At 43.7% G+C, this 24,908-nt stretch carries 23 protein-coding genes; 10 read left to right on the forward strand and 13 right to left on the reverse strand.

Going from position 1 to position 24,908, the window contains the following annotated elements; genetic code table 11:
• Positions 1 to 128 precede the first annotated feature (128 nt).
• The 6 genes from R7E78_RS15420 to R7E78_RS15445 all read right to left on the reverse strand — a co-directional run bounded on the left by R7E78_RS15420 (position 129) and on the right by R7E78_RS15445 (position 4,805).
• The gene (locus R7E78_RS15420) at positions 129 to 521 is read right to left on the reverse strand and encodes a SulA-like leucine-rich domain-containing protein (protein WP_130546007.1); all 393 of its coding nucleotides are present in this window, start codon (positions 519 to 521) and stop codon (positions 129 to 131) included.
• A gap of 411 nt (positions 522 to 932) precedes the next feature.
• A complete protein-coding gene (locus R7E78_RS15425; RefSeq protein ID WP_182016170.1) occupies positions 933 to 1,115 on the reverse strand; it encodes a hypothetical protein in 183 nt (60 codons plus the stop codon).
• Positions 1,116 to 1,292: 177 nt separating this feature from the next.
• Positions 1,293 to 2,267 carry a J domain-containing protein gene (locus R7E78_RS15430; RefSeq protein ID WP_226082917.1) on the reverse strand — a complete coding sequence of 325 codons (975 nt, stop codon included), beginning with the start codon at positions 2,265 to 2,267 and terminating at the stop codon, positions 1,293 to 1,295.
• Between the two features lie 76 nt (positions 2,268 to 2,343).
• Positions 2,344 to 3,003 carry an OmpA family protein gene (locus tag R7E78_RS15435; RefSeq protein ID WP_005377956.1) on the reverse strand — a complete coding sequence of 220 codons (660 nt, stop codon included), beginning with the start codon at positions 3,001 to 3,003 and terminating at the stop codon, positions 2,344 to 2,346.
• Positions 3,004 to 3,220: 217 nt separating this feature from the next.
• Positions 3,221 to 3,916, reverse strand: coding sequence for a DUF2786 domain-containing protein (locus tag R7E78_RS15440; protein ID WP_005377954.1), 696 nt, complete (start codon positions 3,914 to 3,916; stop codon positions 3,221 to 3,223).
• Positions 3,917 to 4,124: 208 nt separating this feature from the next.
• Positions 4,125 to 4,805, reverse strand: a complete 681-nt coding sequence (locus R7E78_RS15445; protein ID WP_005388843.1) for a DUF3334 family protein — start codon at positions 4,803 to 4,805, stop codon at positions 4,125 to 4,127.
• 260 nt (positions 4,806 to 5,065) lie between these two features.
• Here R7E78_RS15445 and R7E78_RS15450 point away from each other — a divergent pair, with 260 nt between their 5' ends.
• Positions 5,066 to 8,101, forward strand: a complete 3,036-nt coding sequence (locus R7E78_RS15450; protein ID WP_318058032.1) for an FAD-binding and (Fe-S)-binding domain-containing protein — start codon at positions 5,066 to 5,068, stop codon at positions 8,099 to 8,101.
• A gap of 73 nt (positions 8,102 to 8,174) precedes the next feature.
• Positions 8,175 to 8,636 (forward strand): methyltransferase family protein, encoded by a 462-nt coding sequence (locus R7E78_RS15455; RefSeq protein ID WP_033905135.1) that lies wholly within the window; start codon positions 8,175 to 8,177, stop codon positions 8,634 to 8,636.
• Positions 8,637 to 8,746: 110 nt separating this feature from the next.
• Here the strand turns inward: R7E78_RS15455 and R7E78_RS15460 are convergent, their stop codons facing one another.
• From R7E78_RS15460 to hutC, 6 genes are all read right to left on the reverse strand, one after another.
• Positions 8,747 to 9,472 (reverse strand): DUF3581 domain-containing protein, encoded by a 726-nt coding sequence (locus R7E78_RS15460; protein WP_017821813.1) that lies wholly within the window; start codon positions 9,470 to 9,472, stop codon positions 8,747 to 8,749.
• 335 nt (positions 9,473 to 9,807) lie between these two features.
• Positions 9,808 to 11,343: a histidine ammonia-lyase gene (gene hutH / locus R7E78_RS15465; protein WP_064368094.1), complete on the reverse strand. Its 1,536-nt coding sequence runs from the start codon at positions 11,341 to 11,343 to the stop codon at positions 9,808 to 9,810.
• Positions 11,344 to 11,354: 11 nt separating this feature from the next.
• Entirely contained in the window at positions 11,355 to 13,052 is a 1,698-nt protein-coding gene (hutU, locus tag R7E78_RS15470; protein WP_033905347.1) for a urocanate hydratase, read from the reverse strand.
• Between the two features lie 73 nt (positions 13,053 to 13,125).
• Complete coding sequence (hutG, locus tag R7E78_RS15475) at positions 13,126 to 14,136, reverse strand: formimidoylglutamase (RefSeq protein WP_033905138.1); 1,011 nt, start codon at positions 14,134 to 14,136, stop codon at positions 13,126 to 13,128.
• Position 14,137: 1 nt separating this feature from the next.
• The gene (gene hutI, locus R7E78_RS15480; protein ID WP_169628417.1) at positions 14,138 to 15,388 is read right to left on the reverse strand and encodes an imidazolonepropionase; all 1,251 of its coding nucleotides are present in this window, start codon (positions 15,386 to 15,388) and stop codon (positions 14,138 to 14,140) included.
• A gap of 129 nt (positions 15,389 to 15,517) precedes the next feature.
• Complete coding sequence (gene hutC / locus R7E78_RS15485) at positions 15,518 to 16,225, reverse strand: histidine utilization repressor (protein WP_005385493.1); 708 nt, start codon at positions 16,223 to 16,225, stop codon at positions 15,518 to 15,520.
• Between the two features lie 248 nt (positions 16,226 to 16,473).
• On the opposite strand from hutC, the gene R7E78_RS15490 reads away from it, so the two are divergent.
• Positions 16,474 to 17,217: a sporulation protein gene (locus R7E78_RS15490; protein ID WP_318058033.1), complete on the forward strand. Its 744-nt coding sequence runs from the start codon at positions 16,474 to 16,476 to the stop codon at positions 17,215 to 17,217.
• Between the two features lie 6 nt (positions 17,218 to 17,223).
• Here R7E78_RS15490 and R7E78_RS15495 read toward each other — a convergent pair whose 3' ends face one another.
• Positions 17,224 to 18,201: a DUF3187 family protein gene (locus tag R7E78_RS15495; RefSeq protein WP_318058034.1), complete on the reverse strand. Its 978-nt coding sequence runs from the start codon at positions 18,199 to 18,201 to the stop codon at positions 17,224 to 17,226.
• Positions 18,202 to 18,604: 403 nt separating this feature from the next.
• Between R7E78_RS15495 and thrS the strand changes: the two genes are divergently transcribed.
• The 7 genes from thrS to R7E78_RS15530 all read left to right on the forward strand — a co-directional run bounded on the left by thrS (position 18,605) and on the right by R7E78_RS15530 (position 24,717).
• Positions 18,605 to 20,533: a threonine--tRNA ligase gene (gene thrS, locus R7E78_RS15500; RefSeq protein WP_005395892.1), complete on the forward strand. Its 1,929-nt coding sequence runs from the start codon at positions 18,605 to 18,607 to the stop codon at positions 20,531 to 20,533.
• A 3-nt stretch (positions 20,534 to 20,536) separates the two neighbouring features.
• The gene (gene infC, locus R7E78_RS15505) at positions 20,537 to 21,088 is read left to right on the forward strand and encodes a translation initiation factor IF-3 (RefSeq protein ID WP_080276913.1); all 552 of its coding nucleotides are present in this window, start codon (positions 20,537 to 20,539) and stop codon (positions 21,086 to 21,088) included.
• A 120-nt stretch (positions 21,089 to 21,208) separates the two neighbouring features.
• Positions 21,209 to 21,403 (forward strand): 50S ribosomal protein L35, encoded by a 195-nt coding sequence (rpmI, locus tag R7E78_RS15510; protein ID WP_005377932.1) that lies wholly within the window; start codon positions 21,209 to 21,211, stop codon positions 21,401 to 21,403.
• Between the two features lie 40 nt (positions 21,404 to 21,443).
• Positions 21,444 to 21,797: a 50S ribosomal protein L20 gene (gene rplT / locus R7E78_RS15515; protein WP_004727974.1), complete on the forward strand. Its 354-nt coding sequence runs from the start codon at positions 21,444 to 21,446 to the stop codon at positions 21,795 to 21,797.
• A 189-nt stretch (positions 21,798 to 21,986) separates the two neighbouring features.
• Entirely contained in the window at positions 21,987 to 22,304 is a 318-nt protein-coding gene (locus tag R7E78_RS15520) for a heavy metal-binding domain-containing protein (RefSeq protein WP_005377919.1), read from the forward strand.
• 366 nt (positions 22,305 to 22,670) lie between these two features.
• Complete coding sequence (locus R7E78_RS15525; protein WP_318058035.1) at positions 22,671 to 23,480, forward strand: helix-turn-helix domain-containing protein; 810 nt, start codon at positions 22,671 to 22,673, stop codon at positions 23,478 to 23,480.
• 448 nt (positions 23,481 to 23,928) lie between these two features.
• Positions 23,929 to 24,717: a TetR/AcrR family transcriptional regulator gene (locus R7E78_RS15530; protein ID WP_005377913.1), complete on the forward strand. Its 789-nt coding sequence runs from the start codon at positions 23,929 to 23,931 to the stop codon at positions 24,715 to 24,717.
• Positions 24,718 to 24,908 lie beyond the last annotated feature (191 nt).

A 24,908-nucleotide genomic window follows, 5' to 3' on the forward strand; every position in this document is an offset into this window, starting at 1 on the left:
AATCTATATATATTAATAAAGATAATTAACTAGTGTCAATCTAATTATAACTATGGGGATTCTTAGTCGAATGAAAAAAAGCCCCCTTAAAAAGGAGGCGAGATGCAGGATGGATAACGTCGATCTTGTTAGTGGTACTTATTAACTCTGCCTTCGACGAAAAAGACTTCACACTGATAACGTTGAGCAATATCGCGAAGCATTGATTGATTCATTAGGGCAATCTTGTTCGATGCGACGACAGCGCTAGCGTTACCAGACTGAATAGCTTTAATCACGATTTCCACTTCAGAAAGCTGTTGAGACGGCTTCATCTGAATGATGTTTTTACAGCAAATATTAGAAGCAGTGAGTTGTTCAAAGTCTGGACGAGGGCAGTCTGCTGTAAACAAAATCCATTGTTTCTGCTGCGATAAAACAGCCAGCTTAGATAGAAGCTGATCCGAAACGGCCATGGGCTTAGTTGCTTGTGCCAATACGTTGTAGCGAGAGTATGTATGAGATTGACTTTGTAACTGCATCTTACTGTTCCTTTATACATGCTGTATGCCTATACAGTAGTTTGTTTTGGCGACCTGATCAACAAGTTTCTCAAAAGTTATTTGCGGTTTTTTGAGAAGGAAATAAAAGGATTTTATTTTAAGTAATTGAATTTATTTGTTTATTTTTCATTTCTGATATGTCTAACATCAATTTAAAAATGTGAGGTGAGTAGAAAGTTGGACGAGAGACATACAGGGGTTTACTACTGTATATACAGGTGTTTTTCACGGACAATGGTTTGTATACAGTGGGAGAGGGCTGATAACCGATGCGACGTGCTATGTAAGATAGGAGGGAATACGAGATAGAGATTGGAAATAGGGCTTGGCCGATCAAAAAAGCGCCTTAAAAGGCGCCTTTGAAAATCAGTTCCGTTGATTCCGTCTTGCTTAGCTCGCTTGTTGCAAGCGTTCGCGCATTTGTAATTCGCCTAGGTTAAATAGGCGCACGTCGATTTTCGCCATATCGTAGCAAGCTTTACATGAGTAGTGGTGCTTGCCATCTAAATAATCGTGACGAGTTACAAGGCTAGGTTTTTTACACCAATCACAGGTGCCTTCTTCAGTGAACATTGATTTTCTCCCCACCTAGATTAATTTGAGTCGTTAGGTGTTATTTTGCGCCGGGCATTATGGCATAAAAGCGCGACTTAAGTTAAATGTCTGTTAATTTGTTTGAGAGGGAGATCGATTGCGGCGCTTGATTATATAGGTCTAAAAGCATGCTAGCCAAAGTATCCTGACCTATTTTTACTGTTTTGTAACATTTTGTGAGACGAGCTTAAAGGCATGATTGAGTCGCTTCATTTCTTCTTCACTGCCTCTTGTGTCAGGATGATAAAGCTTTGATAGCTGTCTATAGCGTAGCTTGATTGCTTGTAAATCAGGGATGTGTTGTGGTGTGTAGCCAAACATAGCACACGCGACGCTTAGCTTATGGTTCTCTGCCTGGGTTTTGGATTTCTTAAATTCTTTGAATACTTTCTCTAGCTGGCGTTTCAGTTGCTTGTTCGTAAACTCTAGCTCTTTTATTTTTTTCGCCATTCGTTGATTTTGGCTTTCCTCTTTGGCTTCAAGCGCTTTTCTATTCTGCTTAAGTTTCTTGATTACGAGAAAACTTAAGCCGCTGATGATGAGTATCGCCGCTAGCCAGATCAGCCATAAAAACTGCGAGTGTTCTACTTTGGGGTTTGCAACTGTGCTTTTCTCTTCCTGTGCTTGCTCAGCCTTTTTATCGAGCGACTTTATTTGCGAGACTTGTTTAGCTCGCAGTTGGTTGAAGCGCTGCTCTAATAGTTGATTATAAGCTTGTTCTGCTGCTGGATTATGCTGAGAAGCCATTTGATACAAGGCTTCAGTCAATTGAGAAGTTGTGACCTTATCTGGATTGCGCTGAATAAAATCGGCGAGAAGAAAGCCACGATCGGTTGGGTCATTGAGTGCGATAGAGGTTAGCCAATATAACGCTTGTGTTTCATTTTTTTCACCATTGATCCCTTTAGCAAAGTCGTTCGCGAGCTGTTTTTGTGCAGGGAGGTAACCTTGGTTGGCGGATTGCTCTAGCCAGTAGCGCGTTTCTGGTGAGGCTTCAGCTTCGTTTGATGCCAATAAACGTTGTGCGTACTCGTATTGTTCGATGGGGTCATTTGGAGCTTGAGAGGCAAGCGAGTAACCAGAAAAGCTGAGGCTAAATAAGCAGAGTAGGGCAGACGTTTTGACAGACATCAATATGTCAGGCCTAACGATAATGGTTAGGCCTGCTCCGGTAATTTTTTATTATTACCGTTATGGTGCAACCAAATTACTTCAGTGGCAAGATCTGGATTTCAACACGACGGTTGCACGCACGACCTTCAGAAGTTTGGTTTGAGCAAATTGGGTTACGTTCGCCGTAGCCGCGTGCAATTGCACGACCAGGTGCAACGTTTTGAGATACTAGGAATTGACGTACGGACTCTGCACGGCGCTCTGACAACGTTTGGTTGTATGACTCACTACCTGTGCTATCCGTGTAACCGTCAATAACGAGACTGGTATCTGGGTACTCAACTAGGATGCGAGCAACACCGCGTAGAGTATTATGGATACTAGCATCAAGCTGGTAAGAGCTTGAAGAGAAGCCGATACCGTTTTCCATACGCAGTAAAAGCTGATTTTCACCAACACGCTGAACTTGTACGCCAGAGTTTAGCAAAGCGCGACGTAACTCCGCTTCTTGTTGGTCAAAGTAGTAACCAACGCCAGCGCCAGTCGCTCCGCCTGCGGCTGCACCAATGAGTGCATGCTGACGACGTTCTTTAGCATCATCACCCGTTGCTAGGCCGATTGCTGCGCCAGCGATCGCACCAATAAGCGCGCCTTGCGTGGTGGAGTTAGTTTCGTATTCACCCGTTGTTGCATTTTGGCGTTGAGTGGCTTGACAGCCAGTAAGAGCTAGCACTAGAGCTAGTGCAATAGGCATCTTTTTCAAGGGAAAATCTCCGTATAAAACTGAGGCGAAACCATGCCTCATAATGGGATGCGAATTATGAATAAACAAGCATTAATATTTGTTATGAGAAAGTAAGATTGATAAGAGTTTCTGTAAGAAAATTCCTACCAATACTGCCAAAGCTCTCAAAGTAAGCCCCATCGACATCGAAGTCATTGCTGCTTATGTGAATCCTTTACTATTCTGGCTATTTCGATGAATCGCCCAACATTTTGCGTGCTTGTTCGCCGCCCACTCCACGGTTAACTGAAACCTTTCTACCTTTCTTTAAGCCCACTTCGTAGTCTTCAGTTAGGTTTTTCATTGCTTCTTTCAATTGCTTCTTGAACGTTTCGCGGTCAATGTTTTGGAATTCTTTATCAATATAGTCATTAATTTTATTGGCCGACTCTTCATCTGGAGAAATAATTGGCAATTTTTCAATCGCGCCTTCCACCCAGCCAGATACAAATGAGTTCACACGGCGAGTCACTTCCTGAGAAGAGGTGCCGGTGCCAGCAAAGCTGTTTCGGAATTGTCCGGTACTTTCGTTCATCTCGCGATAAACAATATCGAAAGCAAATGCAGCAAAAATAGCGCGATCTGCTTCACCGATAAATTCGACACGTTTGAGCCCTTTGTGATTCAACAATACTGCTTCGACACCGAATTTTGTGTTAATGCCGCGAATCACTCGCAATATGGTAGAACTGATGTTCGCTGGTAGCAGATGAGAAGATTGTGTTTTTCCCATTCTGATGAACTCAATATCGTCTTTATCGAGACCATATTTAAGCATGAGGCGATGTGCCATTTTGATAGCATTGGCAGCCTCATTAACATTAGCGGAATTGCCCAGTTCTAAGCACTTGGCGATTTTTTTCAGAGCTTTTTGTTTATCCATCGACAACCAGTAACGAAAGCAGAAAATTTATGAAGTCAGACATATTACCTTTTTTGACATAAAAACGAAATACAAGGTGGGACTGAAGATAATTTCAGCACATAAAAAGAAGCCTCGCATTAAGCGAGGCTGGCGTTTTAGTTCGTCGTAATCAGTATGAAGTCGTACTTGTGTCTAAGAAGCCATTCTTCATTAAGATTCGTTAGAATTACAACCCGAGCTGGTTGAGCAAGTCATCGGCATCATCGTTTGATCCCGACGATTTAGATTCTTTCTCAGCCAACTGTTTACGTGTTGCCTCTAAAATGTCGTCTGGGTTTTCGTCTTCAGCAACTTCAAACTCTTCCAGTTGGATGAACTCAGTTTTATCCATTGCTAGTTCGAGATAGAAAATATTGTTGTTTTCGGTGGAGAACGTCACTCTGCGCGCTTGAGGGCGGTCAAGGTTGGTATCAACTTGTAAGATAACTTGCTTATTCAGCGCCAGCATTTTTGGTTGGTTTTGTGTGATGTTCGTTTGCAGGTCTTTACGAATTTTATTAGTGAAGTCTCCGACCAGTTGATTCATGAGTTCACCCAGAACATCGCCTACCTCGTCAGAAGTATGAGATATTGCCAGTTCTTCTTCTGGCATGCCCATATTACGCATGTAGTTGGTGTAGATCTCCAGTGCGGCTTTTGCCGTAAAATTAATCACAACTAGCCCGGTAAATCCGCCATCAAACAGAACAAAACAGCCAAAATCTGGTTTGAGGCTAGTCTTGTGGATTTTTTGCACCATTGCTGAATAATTTACTTGAGAAGATGTCGCCGAAGTAAGTACGCCAGAAACAGACTGGCAAAGTTTGAGAAGGATATCTTCAGTGGTCACAATTTTATTTTTTTTCATTCTGAAAACTCATCTAGAAACGCGATTCGTTCCCCAATGTAGGCATCAAGCGTGAAAAAATAAAGCATAAGTTTAATTATTGTATCGAGATTCTGATTTGCTCGTCTTTTTAAATGTTGTAAAGTGACGAAATTCAAAGAATATTACTTCACTAACTCTTTTGTGGTGTTTTTTCGCTTAGCGCCAATTTGTATGAGAAGTGAGCAAATAATTACACAACCCGCAGCTGATCGGATCAGCGTCGTAGGGGCAGGAAGCAAATGTTACCAAGATTACACTCGCAAACTGATGTCGATCCTCTTGTTCTTAGTTTTCTGAAAGAGCTTGAGCACGCCGGATTCACTGGTGATATCGAAAGCCAATATTCAAGCCGACTAGCGGTTGCCACTGACAACAGTGTTTACCAGCAACTTCCTCAGTCTGTCGTTCATCCCAAAACGACAGAAGATGTTTCTCTCCTCGGGAAACTGAGCAATAAAGAAAAGTACGAACGAATTACCTTTTCACCTCGTGGTGGCGGCACAGGGACCAATGGTCAGTCGCTAACCAAAGGTATTGTGGTGGATATGTCTCGCCACATGAACAAAGTGCTTGAGATTAATGAGAAAGAAGGCTGGGTTCGTGTACAAACTGGTGTAGTGAAAGACCAGTTAAATGACGCTGTTCGCCCTTATGGCTACTTCTTCTCTCCAGACTTATCTACCAGTAACCGTGCAACGATTGGCGGCATGGTCAACACCGATGCTTCTGGTCAAGGTTCTCTGAAATACGGAAAAACATCCGATCATGTTTTGTCGCTACAAGCGGTGTTTGCTGATGGTTCAATTTTAGAGTCGGACTTGTCCCATGGTTACCCAAAAGAAGGCGAGTTTGCTGCCAAGGCGCTACGTGTAACGGAATCCGTATGTCGTGAAAAACGCCAGCAGATCGTAGATAAGTTTCCTCCTCTTAACCGATTTTTAACGGGCTACGATTTAAAAAATGCCTTGAATGAAGACGGTGACCGTTTCGATATCACACGAGTACTTTGCGGCGCGGAAGGTTCATTGGCATTTATTACCGAAGCAAAGCTGAACCTGACGCCAATTCCGAAAGCGCGTACGTTGGTTAACGTTAAATACAACAGCTTTGATTCTGCACTGCGTAATGCACCGTTTATGGTAGAGGCGAAAGCGCTGTCTGTAGAAACCGTTGACTCAAAAGTGCTTAATCTCGCGAAGCAAGATATCGTTTGGCACACCGTGAGCGATTTACTTACCGATGTTCCAAATAAAGAGATGCTTGGCATCAATATGGTGGAATACGCAGGTCAGGACGAAGAGGAAGTTGCTGCTCAGGTTGCAGCGTTGACCGCCAAGCTCGATACCATGTTGGAAACAGAAGAAGCGGGCATTATCGGCTACCAAGTTTGTAACGATGTAGCGAGCATTGGGCGTATTTACAACATGCGTAAAAAAGCGGTGGGTTTGTTAGGCGCAGCAAAAGGTCGTGCTAAACCGGTCGCATTCGCTGAAGATACCTGTGTGCCACCAGAAAACCTGGCGGACTTCATTGTAGAGTTTCGAGAACTGTTAGACAGCAAGTCTCTGAATTACGGCATGTTTGGTCACGTCGATGCTGGGGTGCTTCACGTACGTCCTGCGTTGGATTTGTGTGACCCGCACCAAGAAGCATTGATGCACGAAGTTTCTGATGAAGTGGTCAAGCTGGTGGCGAAATACGGCGGTTTGATGTGGGGTGAACACGGCAAAGGTTTCCGTTCAGAATATGGCCCTGAGTTTTTCGGCGACGAGTTGTTTACTGAACTGAGACGTGTGAAAGCGGCATTCGATCCACACAACAAAATGAACCCGGGCAAAATCTGTACACCGCTGGATAGTGATGCAGAGCTTGTCAAAGTTACCGATACCAAACGTGGTTACTATGACCGTCAGATTGACGTTCAAGTACGTGACAGCTTTAAACAAGCGATGGAATGTAACGGTAACGGTTTGTGTTTTAACTACGATACCAGCTCGCCAATGTGTCCATCGATGAAAGTAACAGCCGATCGTCGTCATTCACCGAAAGGTCGTGCGGGTTTGGTTCGCGAGTGGTTGCGTCAGCTTACTGAGCAAGGCATTGATATTCTTGACTTAGAAAAGCAAACACTAGAAAACAAAACATCAATCAAAACCATGATTGACCGCGTACGTCATTCTATCAATCGTCGTCACGAGTATGACTTCTCTCACGAAGTGTATGAAGCGATGAATGGTTGTTTGGCGTGTAAAGCGTGTGCGAGTCAGTGTCCGATTAAAGTCGATGTTCCGAGCTTTCGCTCGCGCTTTTTAAACGTCTATCACTCTCGTTACCAACGTCCTGCAAAAGACTATCTGGTTGCGAACATTGAGACTATGCTGCCGATGATGGCGAAAGCGCCAGGTGTCGTAAATGGTGTTTTGAAGCAGTCGTGGGTGAAAAGTTTAACGGCATCTACGGTCGGGTATGTCGATGCGCCGTTGTTATCAGTACCCACCTTGAAACAACGAGTAGAGTCGCTGACAACGCCTTATGATCTGCAAGCGCTCAGTGGTTTGTCTTCGTCTGAAAAGAGCAAACATGTTTTAATTGTTCAAGACCCATTCACTAGTTACTACGACGCTGATGTCGTTGAAGACTTCGTTAAGTTATTGAAAAAGCTGGGTATGAATCCGGTGCTTCTGCCGTTTAAGCCGAATGGTAAAGCACAACACATTAAAGGGTTTTTACGTCAGTTTAAGGACACAGCAGCCGACACAGCGAAGTTCTTGGCGATGGTAGCGGATCTGGATATTCCATTAGTTGGCGTCGATCCTGCTTTGGTGCTGTGTTATCGAGATGAATACGCTGAAGTGCTTGGCAGTAAGCGAGGTAATTTCGATGTACTAACAGCCCACGAATGGCTTTACCCAAGACTAGAAGCGTTTGAAAGCGGAGAGCATAAGGCGCAGGAACCTTGGTATCTGTTTGCGCACTGTACTGAAAAAACCAAAATGCCAAATGCGGAAAAAGAGTGGGGCGCTATTTTTGCTCACTTTGGTGCAGTTTTGAATACGGTGCCTGTTGGTTGTTGTGGTATGGCGGGTACGTTTGGTCATGAGGTTGATAAGTTGTCGATGTCGAAAGACATTTACAATTTAAGCTGGAAGCCAAGCTTAGATAAGTTGGATAGCGAGAGATGTTTGATTACAGGCTATTCTTGCCGCAGCCAAGTGAAACGCTTTGAAGGAACGAAGCCCAAGCATCCCGTTCAGGCATTGTTAACTTTGTTGTAATCGGACTAAATCAAGCCCAGTTTTACTGGGCTTTTTAGAAACCGTACTTAGACCCTTTCAAAGGATATGAATCTTGAGAAAACTTGAACTCAAAGTCCCACCTGTTGCGGTGTTTTTGCTAGTCATACTTTTGATGTACGGACTTAAAGTTTTGACGCCGAGCATGAACATTCGAGTCCCCTTTGTTGAATTTGTAGTAGGTGTATTAACTTTGTTGTCTGGCTACATGGGCATTGCTGGCGTGTATGAATTTCGCAAAGTAAAAACCACAGTGAACCCAGTAAAACCTGAAGCGGCATCTTCTGTTGTAAGAACTGGTGTGTTTGCCTTTTCACGCAACCCTATGTACACGGCATTATTGCTTCTAATCATAGCAACTGGTTTGTGGTGGCAGCACTTGAGTGTGGTGCTTTGTGGCGTGATATTTGTCAGTTATATGAATCGGTTTCAAATCAAGCCTGAGGAACGCGTTTTAGAGCGATTGTTTGGTGAAGAGTATGTGGATTATAAAAACCATGTTCGTCGTTGGCTCTAAGCATTGCGTTTAGTTTTGTTTGGATGAGACATAAAAAGAAAGCCCAACGGTCGACGTTGGGCTTTCTTTTAGTAAACACGTTTTTTGTGCGCTTCTGATAGGGCAGTCGACTAGGCTGCCTTAACGAACTTTGCTAGGAATGCATCCTTACGTTCATTAAAGCGGCGTACAAGGTCGTCAACCGCTTCTTGGTCATATGGCTTCAAGCCACTTGCAACCATGCGCTTAATACCTTTACCAACGACTTCACCGTCTTCTTTGAACGCAAAGTTTAAGGTGACTACACCTCGTTTTCCTTCTACATCGAATGTTGCGCCAGTGAAATCCACCTCTGGATGCGTAAGGTCTAAGCGTGAAAATTCGACTTCCATGCTTTCATAAATAACTAATGGACGCTGGCAGTTAATCATCATTTGCTTCTCTTCCATAAGAGGAACCATGATGTGAGGGAAGTTCATACCAGAAAATTGCACGTAATTTGTCACTACATGCTCAATAAATGCCGGATCGTGGTTAGTTTCACCTTCACGGGACATGTGTAAGTATTCTTTACCTGCCTCGTCAACAACAGCGCTTTCTTTGTCACACTTATTTTCAATATGAAGTGCTACACCATCGTTTACCATGCCAGAGAAGTTAAAACGCATCTTTTGGCTAACGCCTTCTTTACTAAGGAGCACTGCGAAAAGTAAATCCCCAGGGACACAAAAGCGTTTGTTGTCTTCATCATGAATTGGGTTGTAGTCACCTGCGACACGTTTTGCAAAGTGGCTTGCTTGTTCGCGAGTGAACTGAAACTGGTGATTAGTGTTTGAAAAATAAGGTGTTAGAAACATAATTTTTACGTAGTAACCAAAACTGTGTGGGATTATATGCGAATATCTGCGTAGCAATGGTCCATCCAGTGAAAACTTCACCGTATCCTAACAATAAGACACTATTTCGGCGGATAAACCGTTAAAAACGCATACTTTAGCAACGCTTTTATTTGTGAAAGCAATAAACAACGACCTTTTCGCTCGCCTATCTTTTAAAGTATAGCCATCAAAGTAGACAGGCGTTCATAAACAGTGCCATCAACATGTTTAATCGTATGTAAAAAGGCTCCACGCAGAACGTAGAGCCTTCAAGTCATCATCTGTTTATTCGATGAAATGCCAGTTATGCTTAATTATTGAATACTTGGTAACAAGCTCTCTGGCATGAGCGTGTTGTGGATAGCCAGCTTAAGCAGAGTGTTTGCCTGTTCAATGTCCGGCGCAAAGTAGCGATCTTTATCGTAGAACGATACTTTTTCACGCAACATTTGTTTCGCAATCTCAATACGCTCAGAGGACTTGTTTGGCGCTCTAAAGTCTAGGCCTTGTGCTGCTGAGAGGTATTCGACAGCCAGAATACCGCGAGTGTTTTCGCCCATTTCTTTCAATCTGCGAGCCGCGAATGTTGCCATTGACACGTGATCTTCTTGGTTTGCAGATGTTGGCAAGCTGTCTACTGACGCTGGGTGAGCGAGTGTTTTGTTTTCACTTGCTAACGCAGCAGAGGTAACCTGAGCAATCATGAAACCAGAGTTCACACCACCATTGTCGACTAAGAACGGTGGCAGTTTTGATAGCGCGCTATCGATAAGTAATGCCATACGACGTTCAGACAAGCTGCCGATCTCGGCAATCGCAAGTGCTAGGTTGTCGGCTGCCATTGCAACAGGCTCCGCATGGAAGTTACCGCCAGAGATGATGTCACCATCTTCAGCAAACACCAACGGATTATCTGATACGGAGTTCGCTTCTACTTGTAATACTTCCGCCGCATTGCGGATTTGCTGTAAACACGCGCCCATCACTTGAGGCTGACAGCGCAAAGAATACGGGTCTTGTACTTTTTCACAGTTAGTGTGCGAATCACCTATTTCACTCGATGTGTCTAACAAATGACGGTATGCGAGTGCTGCGTCCATTTGGCTGCGATGACCACGTACACGGTGAATGCGCGGATCGAATGGACGTCGGCTGCCGAGAGCGGCTTCAACAGACATTGCACCACAAACGGTTGCTGACGCGAAAAGGTCTTCCGCGATAAACAGGCCTTCCAATGCGAACGCTGTGGATGCCTGAGTCCCATTTAGTAGCGCTAAGCCTTCTTTTGGCGCCAGAGTGATAGGCTCTAGACCTGCGATTTTTAATGCTTCTTGCCCGGAAATGATTTTACCGTTGTGGCGAGCTTGTCCTTCTCCCAGTAATACAGTGCTCATATGGGCTAGAGGAGCTAAGTCACCTGATGCGCCAACAGAGCCCTTTTTAGGTACGCAAGGGTAAACTTGTGCGTTGACTAGGTCGGTCAGCATATTAATGACTTTTAGGCGAATCCCAGAAAAGCCACGAGACAGACTATTGATTTTTAATACCATCATCAGACGAACCGTTTCATCTGACATAAACTCACCGATACCTGCCGCATGAGAAAGAACGATACTGCGTTGCAGTGTTTCTAAATCTTCTGGTGCTATTCGTGTGTTAGCCAATAGCCCAAAACCAGTGTTAATTCCGTAAACCGTTCTATCTTCCGCGATGACTCGGTCTACGACCTGTGTGCTTTCTTCAATGGCCGGAATGGCTTCAGGATCCAAAGTAAGGTTGACTGGTGAACGGCTCACTTGGCGTAGTTCGTTTAAGCTAATATGACCTGGCTTTAGCGTTAAATTTAACATCTCTTTCATCCTTACTTGAGCTTCTTCAGTTCTTCGTTGAGCATTGGCAAATCTAGCCCTTGCTCTGCTGCACATTGTTTAGCGATATCGTATCCCGCATCAGCATGACGCATCACGCCTGTTGCTGGGTCGTTATGCAGCACGCGGGCAATACGTTCTGAGGCATCTTCACTGCCGTCACAGCAGATAACCATACCTGAGTGTTGCGAGAAGCCCATACCTACGCCACCACCGTGGTGTAGTGAAACCCAAGTTGCGCCGCCCGCCGTGTTGAGTAGCGCGTTTAATAATGGCCAGTCTGATACGGCGTCAGAACCGTCCATCATACCTTCGGTTTCACGGTTCGGGCTTGCTACAGAGCCAGAATCTAAGTGATCTCGACCAATGACAACGGGCGCTTTAAGTTCGCCATTTTTCACCATTTCGTTGAATGCTTGACCAAGACGCTCACGATCTTTAAGACCAACCCAGCAAATACGCGCAGGTAAACCTTGGAACTGGATGCGTTCGCGAGCCATATCTAGCCAGTTATGTAAGTGCGGATTATCTGGAATTAGCTCTTTTACTTTTTGGTCGGTTTTATAAATGTCCTCAGGATCGCCAGAGAGAGCAGCCCAACGGAAAGGACCGATACCTTCACAGAATAGAGGACGAATGTAGGCTGGAACGAAGCCAGGAAAATCGAATGCGTTTTCTACGCCTTCTTCCAAGGCCATCTGGCGGATGTTGTTACCGTAGTCGAGTGTTGCGGCGCCGCGATTTTGCAGCTCTAACATCGCTTGAACTTGCACAGCCATGGATTTTTTCGCTGCTTTTACGACCATTGCTTCATCTTGCAAACGCATTTCTGCTGCGTGAGACATGCTCCAGCCTTGTGGTAAATAGCCATTGAGCGGGTCGTGTGCAGACGTTTGGTCTGTTACGACATCAGGCGTGATATTACGTTCTACCAGCTCAGAGAAAACGTCTGCTGCATTACCTAGTAGACCAACCGATACTGGTGTGTCTGACTCTTTAATGATAGCTAGCGCTTCATCTAAAGAAGTCGCTTTCTTATCGACATAGCCTGTACGTAGGCGGTAATCGATACGTGATTCATCACACTCTACTGCAATCATGGAGAAGCCCGCCATTGTACCAGCGAGAGGTTGAGCACCACCCATGCCACCAAGACCACCTGTTAGAATCCAACGGCCATTTGCGTCACCGTCAAAGTGTTTTTTTGCAACAGATACGAACGTTTCGTATGTGCCTTGTACGATACCTTGCGAGCCAATGTATATCCAGCTGCCAGCGGTCATTTGGCCGTACATCATCAAGCCTTGTTTATCGAGCTCGTTGAAGTGTTCCCAGTTTGCCCAATGCGGAACAAGGTTTGAGTTTGCGATAAGCACGCGTGGGGCATTTTTATGAGTAGGGAAAACACCAACAGGCTTGCCTGATTGAACTAAAAGCGTTTGGTCATCTTCGAGTCTTTCAAGTACTTCAACAATCTTGTCGTAACATTCCCAGTTTCGCGCTGCTCGGCCAATGCCGCCATATACAACCAGTGAATGTGGATGTTCTGCAACATCAGGATCAAGGTTGTTCATCAGCATACGAAGAGGGGCTTCGGTTAGCCAAGATTTTGCGCGCAGTTTATCTCCGTGAGGTGCACGAATTGTTCTGCTTGTATCAAGTCGTGGATCTTGTCCCTGGCGCTGTGTCATTTCAGACTCCTTTAGTTTCTCGTGATGACCAAGTACTTGCTTGGTCGTAATAATCAGTGGCATCTGGGATGCATTATGGTTTGTGCTGTTTTTCCGCCATTGCGTTGGCGATATCCCAACACAAACGGGCAGCTAATCGTGCTGTTTGACTATCGACGTCATAATTTGGGTTGTATTCGGCGATATCAGCCAGCATTAACTTATTTTTGTAATGAAGAATTCGATCTAAAAAGGGGGCAATTGTGTCGTAACTCACTCCCCGAGCTGCTGGTGCGCTGACTCCAGGTGCGGTTGCAGCAGGGAATACATCCAGATCAATAGTCAAATAGAGGTAGTCACAGTCGTCAATAAAATGCTGAAGCTGAGTTAAGTGATAACTGTGGTTTAAGTAGCAGAGCTGATTGTCCTCTACATACCAAACATTTAACGCATCTGCTTTTTCAAATAGCGCTTTAGTGTTGCTACTGCGGCTTACACCAATACAAGCGTAATGAAAGTCCCAATCGTTACGTTGACAAAAATGGTGAATTTGGTTGAAGGGTGTACCAGAGCTCGGTCTTATGTCGGCGAGGTTACTCTCGAATGCGCGCAAATCGAAATGCGCATCGAAATTGATAATGCCGATTTTAGGCTTCTTCTCTGGATGGTGCGCTTTAAAATATTCCGCTAAGCCGGAAAACGAGGCCCACGCAATCTCATGCCCACCACCCAGCACGATGACTGGCGTATGGGGCAGTGCGCTTGAAATGGTTGCTGCACATAGAGCTTGGCTCTCTTCCAGTAAGTCGTCTTCACACACCACAGTACCTAAGTCATATAGTGGGGCGTCTTGGTGCCATGCTAAATTAGCGAGTGCTCGTCGGATTAAGTCTGGCGCTTTTTTCGCGCCAATGCGTCCTTTGTTTCTCGCAACGCCAGCGTCGGTAGCAAAACCGAGTAATGAGACGCCATGCGCAACGGCACTCAACTCATCTGCTTTTTGGCGTTGAACAACGTGATGAATTCGCTGACCAAGCTTGCCGTCCTCGGCATCATGACGGCCTTGCCAATGAAATAGGGGAGAATGTAGGTCGAATTGAGACATATTATTGGCCTCCGTGTGAAATGTATTCACCATTTACTATACGACCTACCAGACGTTTTGCTCCGACTTGATAGCTTAAATCCGCAGGGCTTTCGATATCCCATATAGAGAAGTCCGCATCAAACCCTACTTTGATTTCGCCACGTGAGTTTTGATAACCCAGAGCTTTGGCTGCATGTTGCGTTACACCACGCAGTGCTTCTTGCGGTGTAAGGCGAAATAGCGTGCACGCCATATTCAGCATGAGTGTGAGATCAGAAAATGGTGATGTACCTGGGTTGACGTCCGTAGCAATTGCCATCGGCACGTTATGCTCTCTCAACAACTCAATCGGTGGTAACTGAGTTTCTCTTAGAAAATAAAAAGCGCCAGGCAATAGAGTGGCGACGGTGTTTGATCGAGCAAGTGCTTTAACACCTTGCTCATCTAAAAACTCGATGTGATCCGCTGACAGACCGTTGTATTGCGCAGTGAGGGCTGTACCACCGAGATTAGAAAGTTGCTCAGTATGCCCTTTAACCTTTAAGCCGTGGCGTTTTGCAGCTACAAACACTTTTTCTGTTTGTTCAAGATTGAAACCAATCGATTCACAAAAAACATCGACACTCGTAGCTAATTCTTCCTTTGCGACAACAGGGATTATGTCCTGACAAATGTGCTCAATATAATCATCTGCACGACCTTGGAACTCTGGCGGAATGGCGTGAGCGGCGAGAAGTGTAGTCGTGATTTTAACTTTGCGCTCTTGCTCCAGCATTTTGGCGGCACGGAGCATTTTTATTTCATCATTCAGTGTCAATCCATAGCCAGATTTCACCTCGACAGAAGTGACGCCACTCGCGAGTAACCCATCTAAACGTGGTAACGCTAACTCAACTAGTTGTGCTTCGGTTGCAGAGCGTGTCGCATGCACCGTTGAGAGAATCCCGCCGCCTTGTTTAGAAATTTCTTGATATGGCACGCCGTTTAAGCGCATTTCAAATTCGTTGGCACGATTGCCCGCGTAAATAAGATGAGTGTGACAGTCGATCAGGCCGGGCAGCACTAACTTGCCTTGAAGGTCGATACTCTGAGGGTAATGTTGGGCAGACAGCAGAGACTCGGTTTGCGGTGCGTCTTCACCAATGGCACAAGTGCTGATCGCAACGATTTTTCCAGATTGAATACCAATGCGCGCTGGAGGCGTTGGAAGGTATCCGCATTCTCCCGATTGCATGGTAACTAGACGTGCGTTTTCAATCAGCAAATCCATGTTTGTGTCCCTGTGTTTATTTGTATCATTAAATGTATATACAAATAAATAGAGCAAAATAAGAACACTGACAAGATTGATGTTGCTAAAATGTGATCAAAACGTAGATCTAGAGGACAAATATTGTCCTTAAATGAGCACTTTTGAGCTCAGCTTATATTTGTTACCAGGGTGATAAAGTAGGGCGGTACTGACTAACTTATCTTGGCTCCACGTTCTGCGATTCAAGAGAAGGCAAGGTTCATTGGCTTGCATTTTTAAGTCTTGCTTAATACGGCTTTCAGGCACAATTGCCTCTACAGTATGTTCTATCGCGCTGAGTGGGCAATTATCTGACAGGTATTGATTTGGAGTGATTTGTGTGAAGTCTTGATTTAAATAACTCGGGGCATATTGGCTATTCACCCAGCGGAGCTCCAATTGAATCGGCGTTTGGTCTTCATAGTGAATAATTTCACTGTAAAACACTGTCGTGCCTAACATAACGCCGAGTTTTGTCGCAATGTTGTCATCTGCTTTTATAGCAATCTGTTTGAGCACTTTACTGCCATACTTTCGCCCTCTATCGCTGACTTCTTCGGCAATGTTTCGAATGTCTAGCAGGGGAGATTCTGACTTTTCACCAGGATCACACACGAACGTGCCTAAGCGTGGGCGACGTTGTAATCGGCCCTCATTTACTAAATCCCGAATTGCTTTGTTCACTGTCATTCTACTGACACCAAATTGCTCGGTAAGCTCAATCTCGGTGGCGATGCGATGACCAACTACCCACTCTCCAGCATCAATTTTATCCAGGATAAATTGTTTAATTTGAATGTAGAGTGGTGCAGACATAATGATTTCCCTTTATTTGACTATACAAATACTGCTTAATTTAGGTACAAATTGCAAACATTTCTCGACGAATGTACCGCTTAGTGACCGAGCAATCCTATTGCAGAGCTGAATGACTATTGCTGCTGAGCATTATTTGGATTGATGATTGAATTCAAACATTTTCTTGTGGTCTATTGCTTGCACAGCAGAAAACAATTGTGTAAACAAACGATTATTAGAAGAAAAGTCGCTAAAAAAGGAAAAATATGTTTAAAAAATTGAAAGCATCACTGGGGATCGGCTCTGCAAAAGTAGATACCATTTTGGACGAAATGAGCGTGTTTCAAGGAGCGACGCTGAAAGGGCATGTTCATATCAAAGGCGGAGATGTCGAACAACAAATTGATGCTATTACGATTAAATTGAACACGGAAATGAAAGTCGAAGTGGATGATAGCGTAAGTTACCAAACCTTCACTATTGATCAATTGAAAGCAGTTGACCCTTTTGTGATTCAACCTAATGAAGAAAAGCAGGTTCCGTTTGAGCTAGAACTGCATGATGAAACACCAATTACTGCGGTTAGCGCACTTAAGAATCAATGTCATGTTTGGGTCGAGACGACGTTAGATATTGATTTTGCAATTGATCCGCGTGACCGTGACTATATTGAAGTGAAACCTTTACCAGTAGCATCTCGGGTTATTCAAGCGATCGAGCAAGCTGGTTTCACTATGGTTAAAGCCGATGTTGAAAAAGGCTTTTTGCGCGGTGGCTCGTTTTCCTCTCGCTCTGGTATTTATCAAGAGCTAGAGTTCCGTAACAACGGCTTTATCTCATCAAAAGAAATTGAGCTTTCTTTTATTCTGGAAGGACAGGTCATGCATTGTTTGGCAGAGATTGACCGTTCGCTCAGTTTGGCTGGTGACCAATATCGCTCGTTTACGTTGCCGATCAATGCAACCGATGCTCAAGTCGCAGCCGCAGTTGCACCAACGCTAAATCTATAGCTCTCATCAACTTGATGAAAATATGTACCGATATCCTATTGTGAAAGCGATATCGGTACTGTTATCCATGTTTCTTGCGTTCTCTACGGCTAAAAACTCAAGCGCTGAATTTTCCATTAGATATCGATAGCCCAATACCAGTTCATTAGAGGCATCAGCAAACTCTGTGGGTCCTTCTGTTGAGCCTTGATACCAATGATATTCCAACATCAGGTGATGGTTATCTTCTAAGGCATAACGGTACCCACCTGCAATGGCAATCGTATTATGTCGATAAGGCAGATCGAGCAAGGCACGGTCATCCGAACGAAAAGTCATGCCAATCATCGAATAAAATGCATGAGCATCACTTAAGTAGCTGTAGTTTAATTGGAAGCCTTGCTCGAAACTGCTACCTTGAAAAGTACCGTGAGCCACATCGTTAAAATACAAACTGCCGCCAATCGATAGGCCGTGATGTTCATTTTGGAACACTTGATACTGTAAGTAAGTAGATAGGTTATTGGCCAGTGTTTGTCCTTCGAAATCATCTTCAAGCACATCATATTGCGACATTGAAATGTAAAAACGATCTCTGTCTACTTTATCCCGCCCATTTTGTCCGATACCGAAAAGTTTATGGAAGCTTTTCGTCAGTCCATCTAAATGGTTGTCAGCGGCAAAGACCCATCGATAGTTGAGCTCCCACTGCCAACGGTTGCTGACTTGCCATTTGCTGCCTAATTCGATTTGATTGTGGTAATAATCCAGTGCGTATTCATCAGTATGAGCCCAAACACTTGCCACGGTTCCCGAACCATAGGCTTCGACAAACCCAGAGGGCAGACTGTGTCCTGAACGTAGTATGTTGGTGTGACTAACCACTTGCATTGGGGATTGTGCGTAAGAACGCAGCGGGCCATATAAGTCACTTGATGCGAAGGCTTGCAAAGAACATATCGAGGTGCTTAGAAGCACCATAAAGCGCGATTTGAAATAGACCATGATGAATACCTACATACAAACTACTCTATAAAACAACTATATACCTAAATCGCACGTTGAGCTCTCGCCAAGCGTGTTAAGCTTTGTATCGGTTCACACGTAATAGGCAATATTGTAATTTGTTGTGTAAGTTCATTGAGGGGTAATTCCGTTTACAAGTTATGCGGTCTCTTAAAAAAGCATGATCAGATTGTCGTGACGGGTCTGCGGTTAAGTTCTTATGACAAAACAAAATCGCGCTTTGCATTCTAAATGTGAGCTAGGTACAATCCCATTTTCGATAACGGTCCGGTATTCGTGTTACCGAGAGGCCTTTATTGACTCTCAACTATTTTCAACAAATAGCTTCTAATTTGAATAACATGTGTTGCTTGGTGTGCAACACCACTGTAAAGGACATAGCATGCCTATTATTACTCTTCCTGACGGCAGTCAGCGTCAATTTGACAACCCAGTATCTACTATGGAAGTTGCGCAATCGATCGGTCCCGGTCTTGCCAAAGCAACTATCGCTGGTCGTGTAAACGGTAACCGCGTTGATGCGTGTGACCTAATTGAAGAAGACGCAAGCCTTGAAATCATCACAGTTAAAGATGAAGTAGACGGTCTAGAAATCGTTCGTCACTCTTGTGCTCACCTTCTTGGTCACGCTCTTAAGCAGCTTTACCCTCAAGCTAAAATGGCGATTGGTCCAACCATCGACAATGGCTTCTACTACGATATCGACCTAGACGAATCTCTAACGCAAGAAGATCTTGAAAAGATTGAAAAGCGTATGAAAGAGCTAGCGAAAACCAAGTACGAAGTGGTTAAGAAAAAAGTAAGCTGGCAGGAAGCGCGTGATACGTTTGAATCACGTGGCGAACCATACAAAGTGGAAATCCTTGACGAAAACGTATCTCGTGATGATCGTCCAGGCCTTTACCACCATGAAGAATACATCGACATGTGTCGTGGTCCTCACGTTCCTAACATGAGCTTCTGTCAACACTTCACTTTGCTGAATGTTGCAGGTGCTTACTGGCGTGGTAACAGCGACAACAAAATGCTTCAACGTATCTACGGTACGGCTTTCCACGACAAGAAAGCACTGAAAGCGCACCTAACTCGCCTAGAAGAAGCGGCGAAGCGTGATCACCGTAAGATTGGTAAGCAACTAGACCTATTCCACATGCAGCAAGAAGCACCGGGTATGGTGTTCTGGCATCACAATGGTTGGTCTATCTTCCGTGATCTAGAAGTATTCATCCGCGCTAAGCTAGATGAGTACGGTTACCAAGAAGTGAAAGGTCCACTTATGATGGACCGTGTTCTTTGGGAACGCTCAGGTCACTGGGATAAATACGCTGATGCAATGTTCACAACTTCTTCTGAGAACCGTGAATACGCAATTAAGCCAATGAACTGTCCAGGTCACGTACAGATCTTCAACCAAGGTCTAAAATCGTACCGCGACCTACCGCTACGTATGGCTGAGTTTGGCTCATGTCACCGTAACGAACCATCTGGTGCACTACACGGTATTATGCGTGTACGTGGCTTTACTCAGGATGACGCTCACATTTTCTGTACTGAGAGCCAAATTCAAGAAGAAGTAACAAACTGTATCAAGATGGTGTACGATACGTACCAAACATTTGGTTTCGACAACATCGTAGTGAAACTGTCTACTCGTCCAGAGAAACGTGTAGGTTCAGATGAAATCTGGGATCAATCTGAAGAAGCATTGAAGCAGTCTCTTGAATCGATGGATATTCCATACGAAATTCAAGAAGGCGAGGGTGCGTTCTACGGTCCTAAGATTGAATTCACACTATACGATTGTCTAGACCGTGCGTGGCAGTGTGGTACTGTCCAGCTAGACTTCAACCTACCAGGTCGCTTAGGTGCAACTTATGTAGGTGAAAACAATGAACGTCTTGTACCGGTAATGATTCACCGTGCGATTCTAGGTTCACTAGAGCGCTTCATCGGTATCCTTATCGAAGAATATGCTGGTTTCTTCCCAACTTGGTTGGCGCCAGAACAAGCAGTTCTTATGAACATTACTGATAAACAGTCAGGTTATGTTCAAGAAATAGTACAAAAACTACAAAAAAGTGGAATTAGAGCTAAAGCGGACTTGAGAAATGAGAAGATTGGCTTTAAAATCCGCGAACATACTTTGAAGCGTGTACCGTATATGCTTGTTGTTGGTGACCAAGAAATGGAAGCTGGCGAAATTGCAGTGCGTACTCGTAAAGGTAAAGATCTTGGTAAATTTAAAGTGGATGATTTTATTGCATACATCCAAGACGAGATCTCTAGCCGTAAGCTCAATCTGGAGGAATAAGCTATTAAAGGCGGAAGACGTGGCCAACAGCCGGTAAAACAAAACCCGCACCGTATCAACGGTGAAATTCGTGGTATTCGTGAAGTTCGACTAACAGGCGCTGACGGTGAATCAGTTGGTGTTGTATCGATTCAAGAAGCCATTGCAGCTGCTGAAGAAGCTGGTATGGATCTCGTTGAGATCAGTCCTAACGCCGAGCCACCTGTTTGTCGTGTGATGGACTATGGTAAGTTCCTCTTCGAGAAGAGCAAAACTGCTAAAGAGCAGAAGAAGAAGCAAAAGCAGGTCCAGATCAAGGAAGTAAAATTCCGTCCTGGAACTGATATTGGAGACTATCAGGTAAAACTACGCAACCTGACGCGTTTCCTTGAAGAAGGCAACAAAGTGAAAGTAACAATTCGCTTCCGTGGCCGAGAGATGGCACACCAAGACATCGGTGTTGACGTTCTAAATCGTCTTAAGGAAGATACTGCAGAAATTGCTGTAGTTGAATCTTTCCCTAAGAAGATTGAAGGTCGCCAGATGATCATGGTGCTAGCCCCTAAAAAGAAGTAATTAACGGCTCATCAAGTAATTAAAACCTAGCCGCTTTCCTTTATATAAAGGCATATGGCTGGGTTTTGTTCGCCCTAATTACGTTGTTTATTAAACCTACTCAATGCGGAGTTATTCATCATGCCTAAGATGAAAACCAACAAAGGTGCTGCTAAGCGTTTTAAGAAAACTGCTGGTGGTATTAAGTACAAGCACGCTACAAAACGTCACATCCTGACTAAGCGTACTACTAAGAACAAGCGTCAACTACGTCCGAATGCAATCCTTCCAAAATGTGAAGTGGCTGCAGTAATCCGTATGTTGCCATACGCTTAATTCTTTTTAGTTATCAATCGTTTAGTTTAGGAGAAGCATAATGCCTCGCGTAAAACGTGGTGTACAAGCTCGTGCACGTCATAAGAAAGTTCTAAAACAAGCTAAAGGTTACTACGGTGCGCGTTCACGTGTTTACCGCGTAGCTTTCCAAGCAGTTACTAAAGCTGGTCAATACGCTTACCGTGACCGTCGCGCTAAGAAACGTCAATTCCGTCAACTATGGATTGCACGTATCAATGCGGCATCTCGTCAAAATGGTCTATCTTACAGCCGTTTCATCAACGGTCTGAAGAAAGCATCTATCGAGATCGACCGTAAGATCCTTGCGGACATCGCAGTATTCGACAAAGCTGCATTTGCAGTTCTAGTTGAAAAAGCGAAAGCTGCTCTTTAATTAGCAGTTTAGGATTAAGAGAAGGAGAGCATTAGCTCTCCTTTTTTATTGCTAAAATTTATACCCAAATGACTTTTAGCTTGGCTATTTAGAGTATTGTTTATCAGTCTTCTCAATTTATTGGTTAGCATCTTATGTTAGTTATAAGGTAGCTTGGGTATAAATTTTTACGTTTATAAGGGATTAAAAATGATCTACACAACGACCGAAAGCATTCCTGGCAAGCAGATCTCTGAAATCAGAGGGGTTGTAACTGGTAATGTTGTTCAATCAAAGCATATTGGCCGTGACCTCATGGCGGGTATCAAGAGCATTGTTGGCGGCGAAATTCGTGGTTACACGGAAATGATGACCGACGCGCGTGATATTGCTATACAGCGCATGGTGGCGGACGCTGAATCTAAAGGTGCCGATGCAATAGTAGGGATTCGATTTACCACAAGCTCAATCGTAGATGGTTCTTCGGAAATTTTGGCATTTGGTACTGCAGTGAAACTAGCGGACTAGTCTACTTGAATAGCATTGCAAAAATGCTAATAGAGAGCGGTGAATTATTATGCATTTACCGTTCTGTTCCTTTTAGGTTAATTATTCTAGATTTTTGTAGAGAGAATAGGTTTATATTCTCAACTTTACGTTACTATTAAAATTAATCACGATGATTTAGAGTAATTGCTTCACTTTTATTTTGCATATTATTTTATATCTATAATGAAATTGAATTCATATTGAATTTTTCATTTGTTGTGTGAATTCTCTTTTCGGTATATTAATTCATGTTTTTCTTATAAAAATATGAACTTATACCTTGCCAAGCGGTTCTAAATTGTTACAAATACTATACAGCTGTAACATTGCCAAAAGGAATTGTAGATGAGAGATCTGACTCCCGAATACTTGCTAGCCGCATTACGCCAAGCGATTAAAACAAAAGGGCTAACATATCGAGAGCTATCTGAGAAAATGGGTATGCCACTATCTACCTTTAAGAGACATCTTACAAGCACGAATCTCGCTTTAGATAAGTTGCTGGAATATTGTAGAGCGGTTGATTGCACGTTAGATGAACTACAAAAGCTCGCAAATCAATTGCAAGGTGAAGACGAGGATTACTTTAGTCGCACACAGGATGAAGTATTCTTTCAATTCCCTCACCTTTACGACTTTTATCGTGAATTGAGAATGTTACGAGGTAAAGACGGCTATTCTATTTTAAAGAAAAAGTATGACTTGTCTGAGCAGAGCATGTCCGATTACTTAAAAGCATTAGAGTTGTTGGATCTCGTTTACGTTGATGAAGATAAAAATATAACGCTGCACGGGCCTTTATATTATAGCTATGCAGAGAACTCCAAGCTCAACGACAAATATACAGAAATCATAAAAGAGCAGACGACTACCCACGATAAGAGTGTTCGCGTTGCTTTGGCGCGTATGAAAATTACCGAAGAACAGCTTTTGTTACTGGAAGATCAAGTCGCAAAGACCGTCATCGATTTTCATTCCAAAAATGTTGTAGCAGAGAACTTTAATGTCTCTGATTTTACTAATATTGTTCTACTTGCTGGGCCACATCAGCCAGTCACATTCTCTGACGGCATTATTGAGACAGAGGGGCGATTTATTGATGATATTCGTTATGCCATCGCAGCTGCAGGTGATAAGCCAAGCCTATCGATATAGATTTTGAGCCTTTTTTGAAGAGAGTTTCTGAAAGGGCGTTGCAAAAGAAAAAGCCTAAGACAGCAAATACTTTGTAAGTAGGGCATTCAGCGGTGTTTGCTCTTAATTCAGACTTAAAGTGTTTTGGGCTTATTTCGAATAATACCTGTTCAGCATCTACTTTCGTTATTTTTAACATGCTGATTTCCTTCGTTGTTCCTCCCAAAGCCTCTCTCGCTTCCTCTACAAAGAAACCATTCTCGTTGAACCAAGCATCCAGTAGCTACTTGGGTATGCATAATTGGTAGCTATTTATCTTCTAATTATAAATTCATACTTGAAATGTTTGTTTTTTGATCTATTATGACGAAGTGTCATTTATGACGGTTCGTCAACTTTGGTTGCGTTCCTGTATTAAAGAATCGTGTTACAATTATTGGGAGTGTGTTGGTATACGGATCAAAGGATTATGTTTAACTTTCGCTGTAAAAAATATAGCAAGCAAGACGGATGTCGTGTGTCTTCAGGGCTAACAAAAAAGCAACAGGCGATTGCTGATCGTGAGATAGAGCTTATTCAATTGGCTAAGTCTTTAGTTCAAGAGCAAGGCTTTGCCAACTTAACGATGGACAAGCTTACAGCGTCAAGCCCTTATTCTAAAGGGACGATCTACAATCATTTTTGCAGCAAAGAAGATGTGATTCTTGCGCTTTGTATTCATTCGCTGAAAAGCGAAGCAATATTTTTCGAACGTACCGCCAAATTTAATGGTAATACCAGAGAAAAAATCATTGCGATGCATGTAGGTTATCGTATTTACGCTCGTATGGAGCCAGTACTATCAACCTGTGCGATTGTTGCAAAGACGCCTTGGGTTCTAGAGAAGGCTTCGCCTAAACGTGTGAATGAACTGAATAACTTGGAAGAACAAGTAATAGATGGTGCTGATGCGCTAGTGAACAATGCGGTAGAATGTGGTGATCTTAAGTTTTCTCCCGCAATTGGTTCAGATGCTATTGTATTCGCCAACTGGTCTATTGCCTTCGGTTCAAACGCTTTGGCGCAAAATGCATCGAACAGTCGATGTATTCAGCGAATTCAAGACCCATTCTCAGTACTGCACAACGCGAATATGTTACTTGATGGTTTAGGTTGGTCGCCTTTATCTACAGAATGGGACTACCGTAAAACCTGGCGTCGGGTGGAGCAGGAGTTATTTAGTGAAGAGCTTGCTTATTTAGAGTCAGTGAATCGCTAATAAACTGGAAAGGCCAATCTGACGTTATGGTTGGCTTTTTTATCGCACTATTGTGACGAATCGTCATTAAATCTCGAAGGTTGGCGTTCAGCCAATGATCACGAGAAGCATAGGAAGTTACTAAAAACTAACTTATGTAGCCAAATTCATTCGATCTAAAGTTTGCATGTCGAGTTTGTCTGGTTATTTAC

It is taken from the genome of Vibrio sp. YT-19(2023) (genome assembly GCF_033337395.1).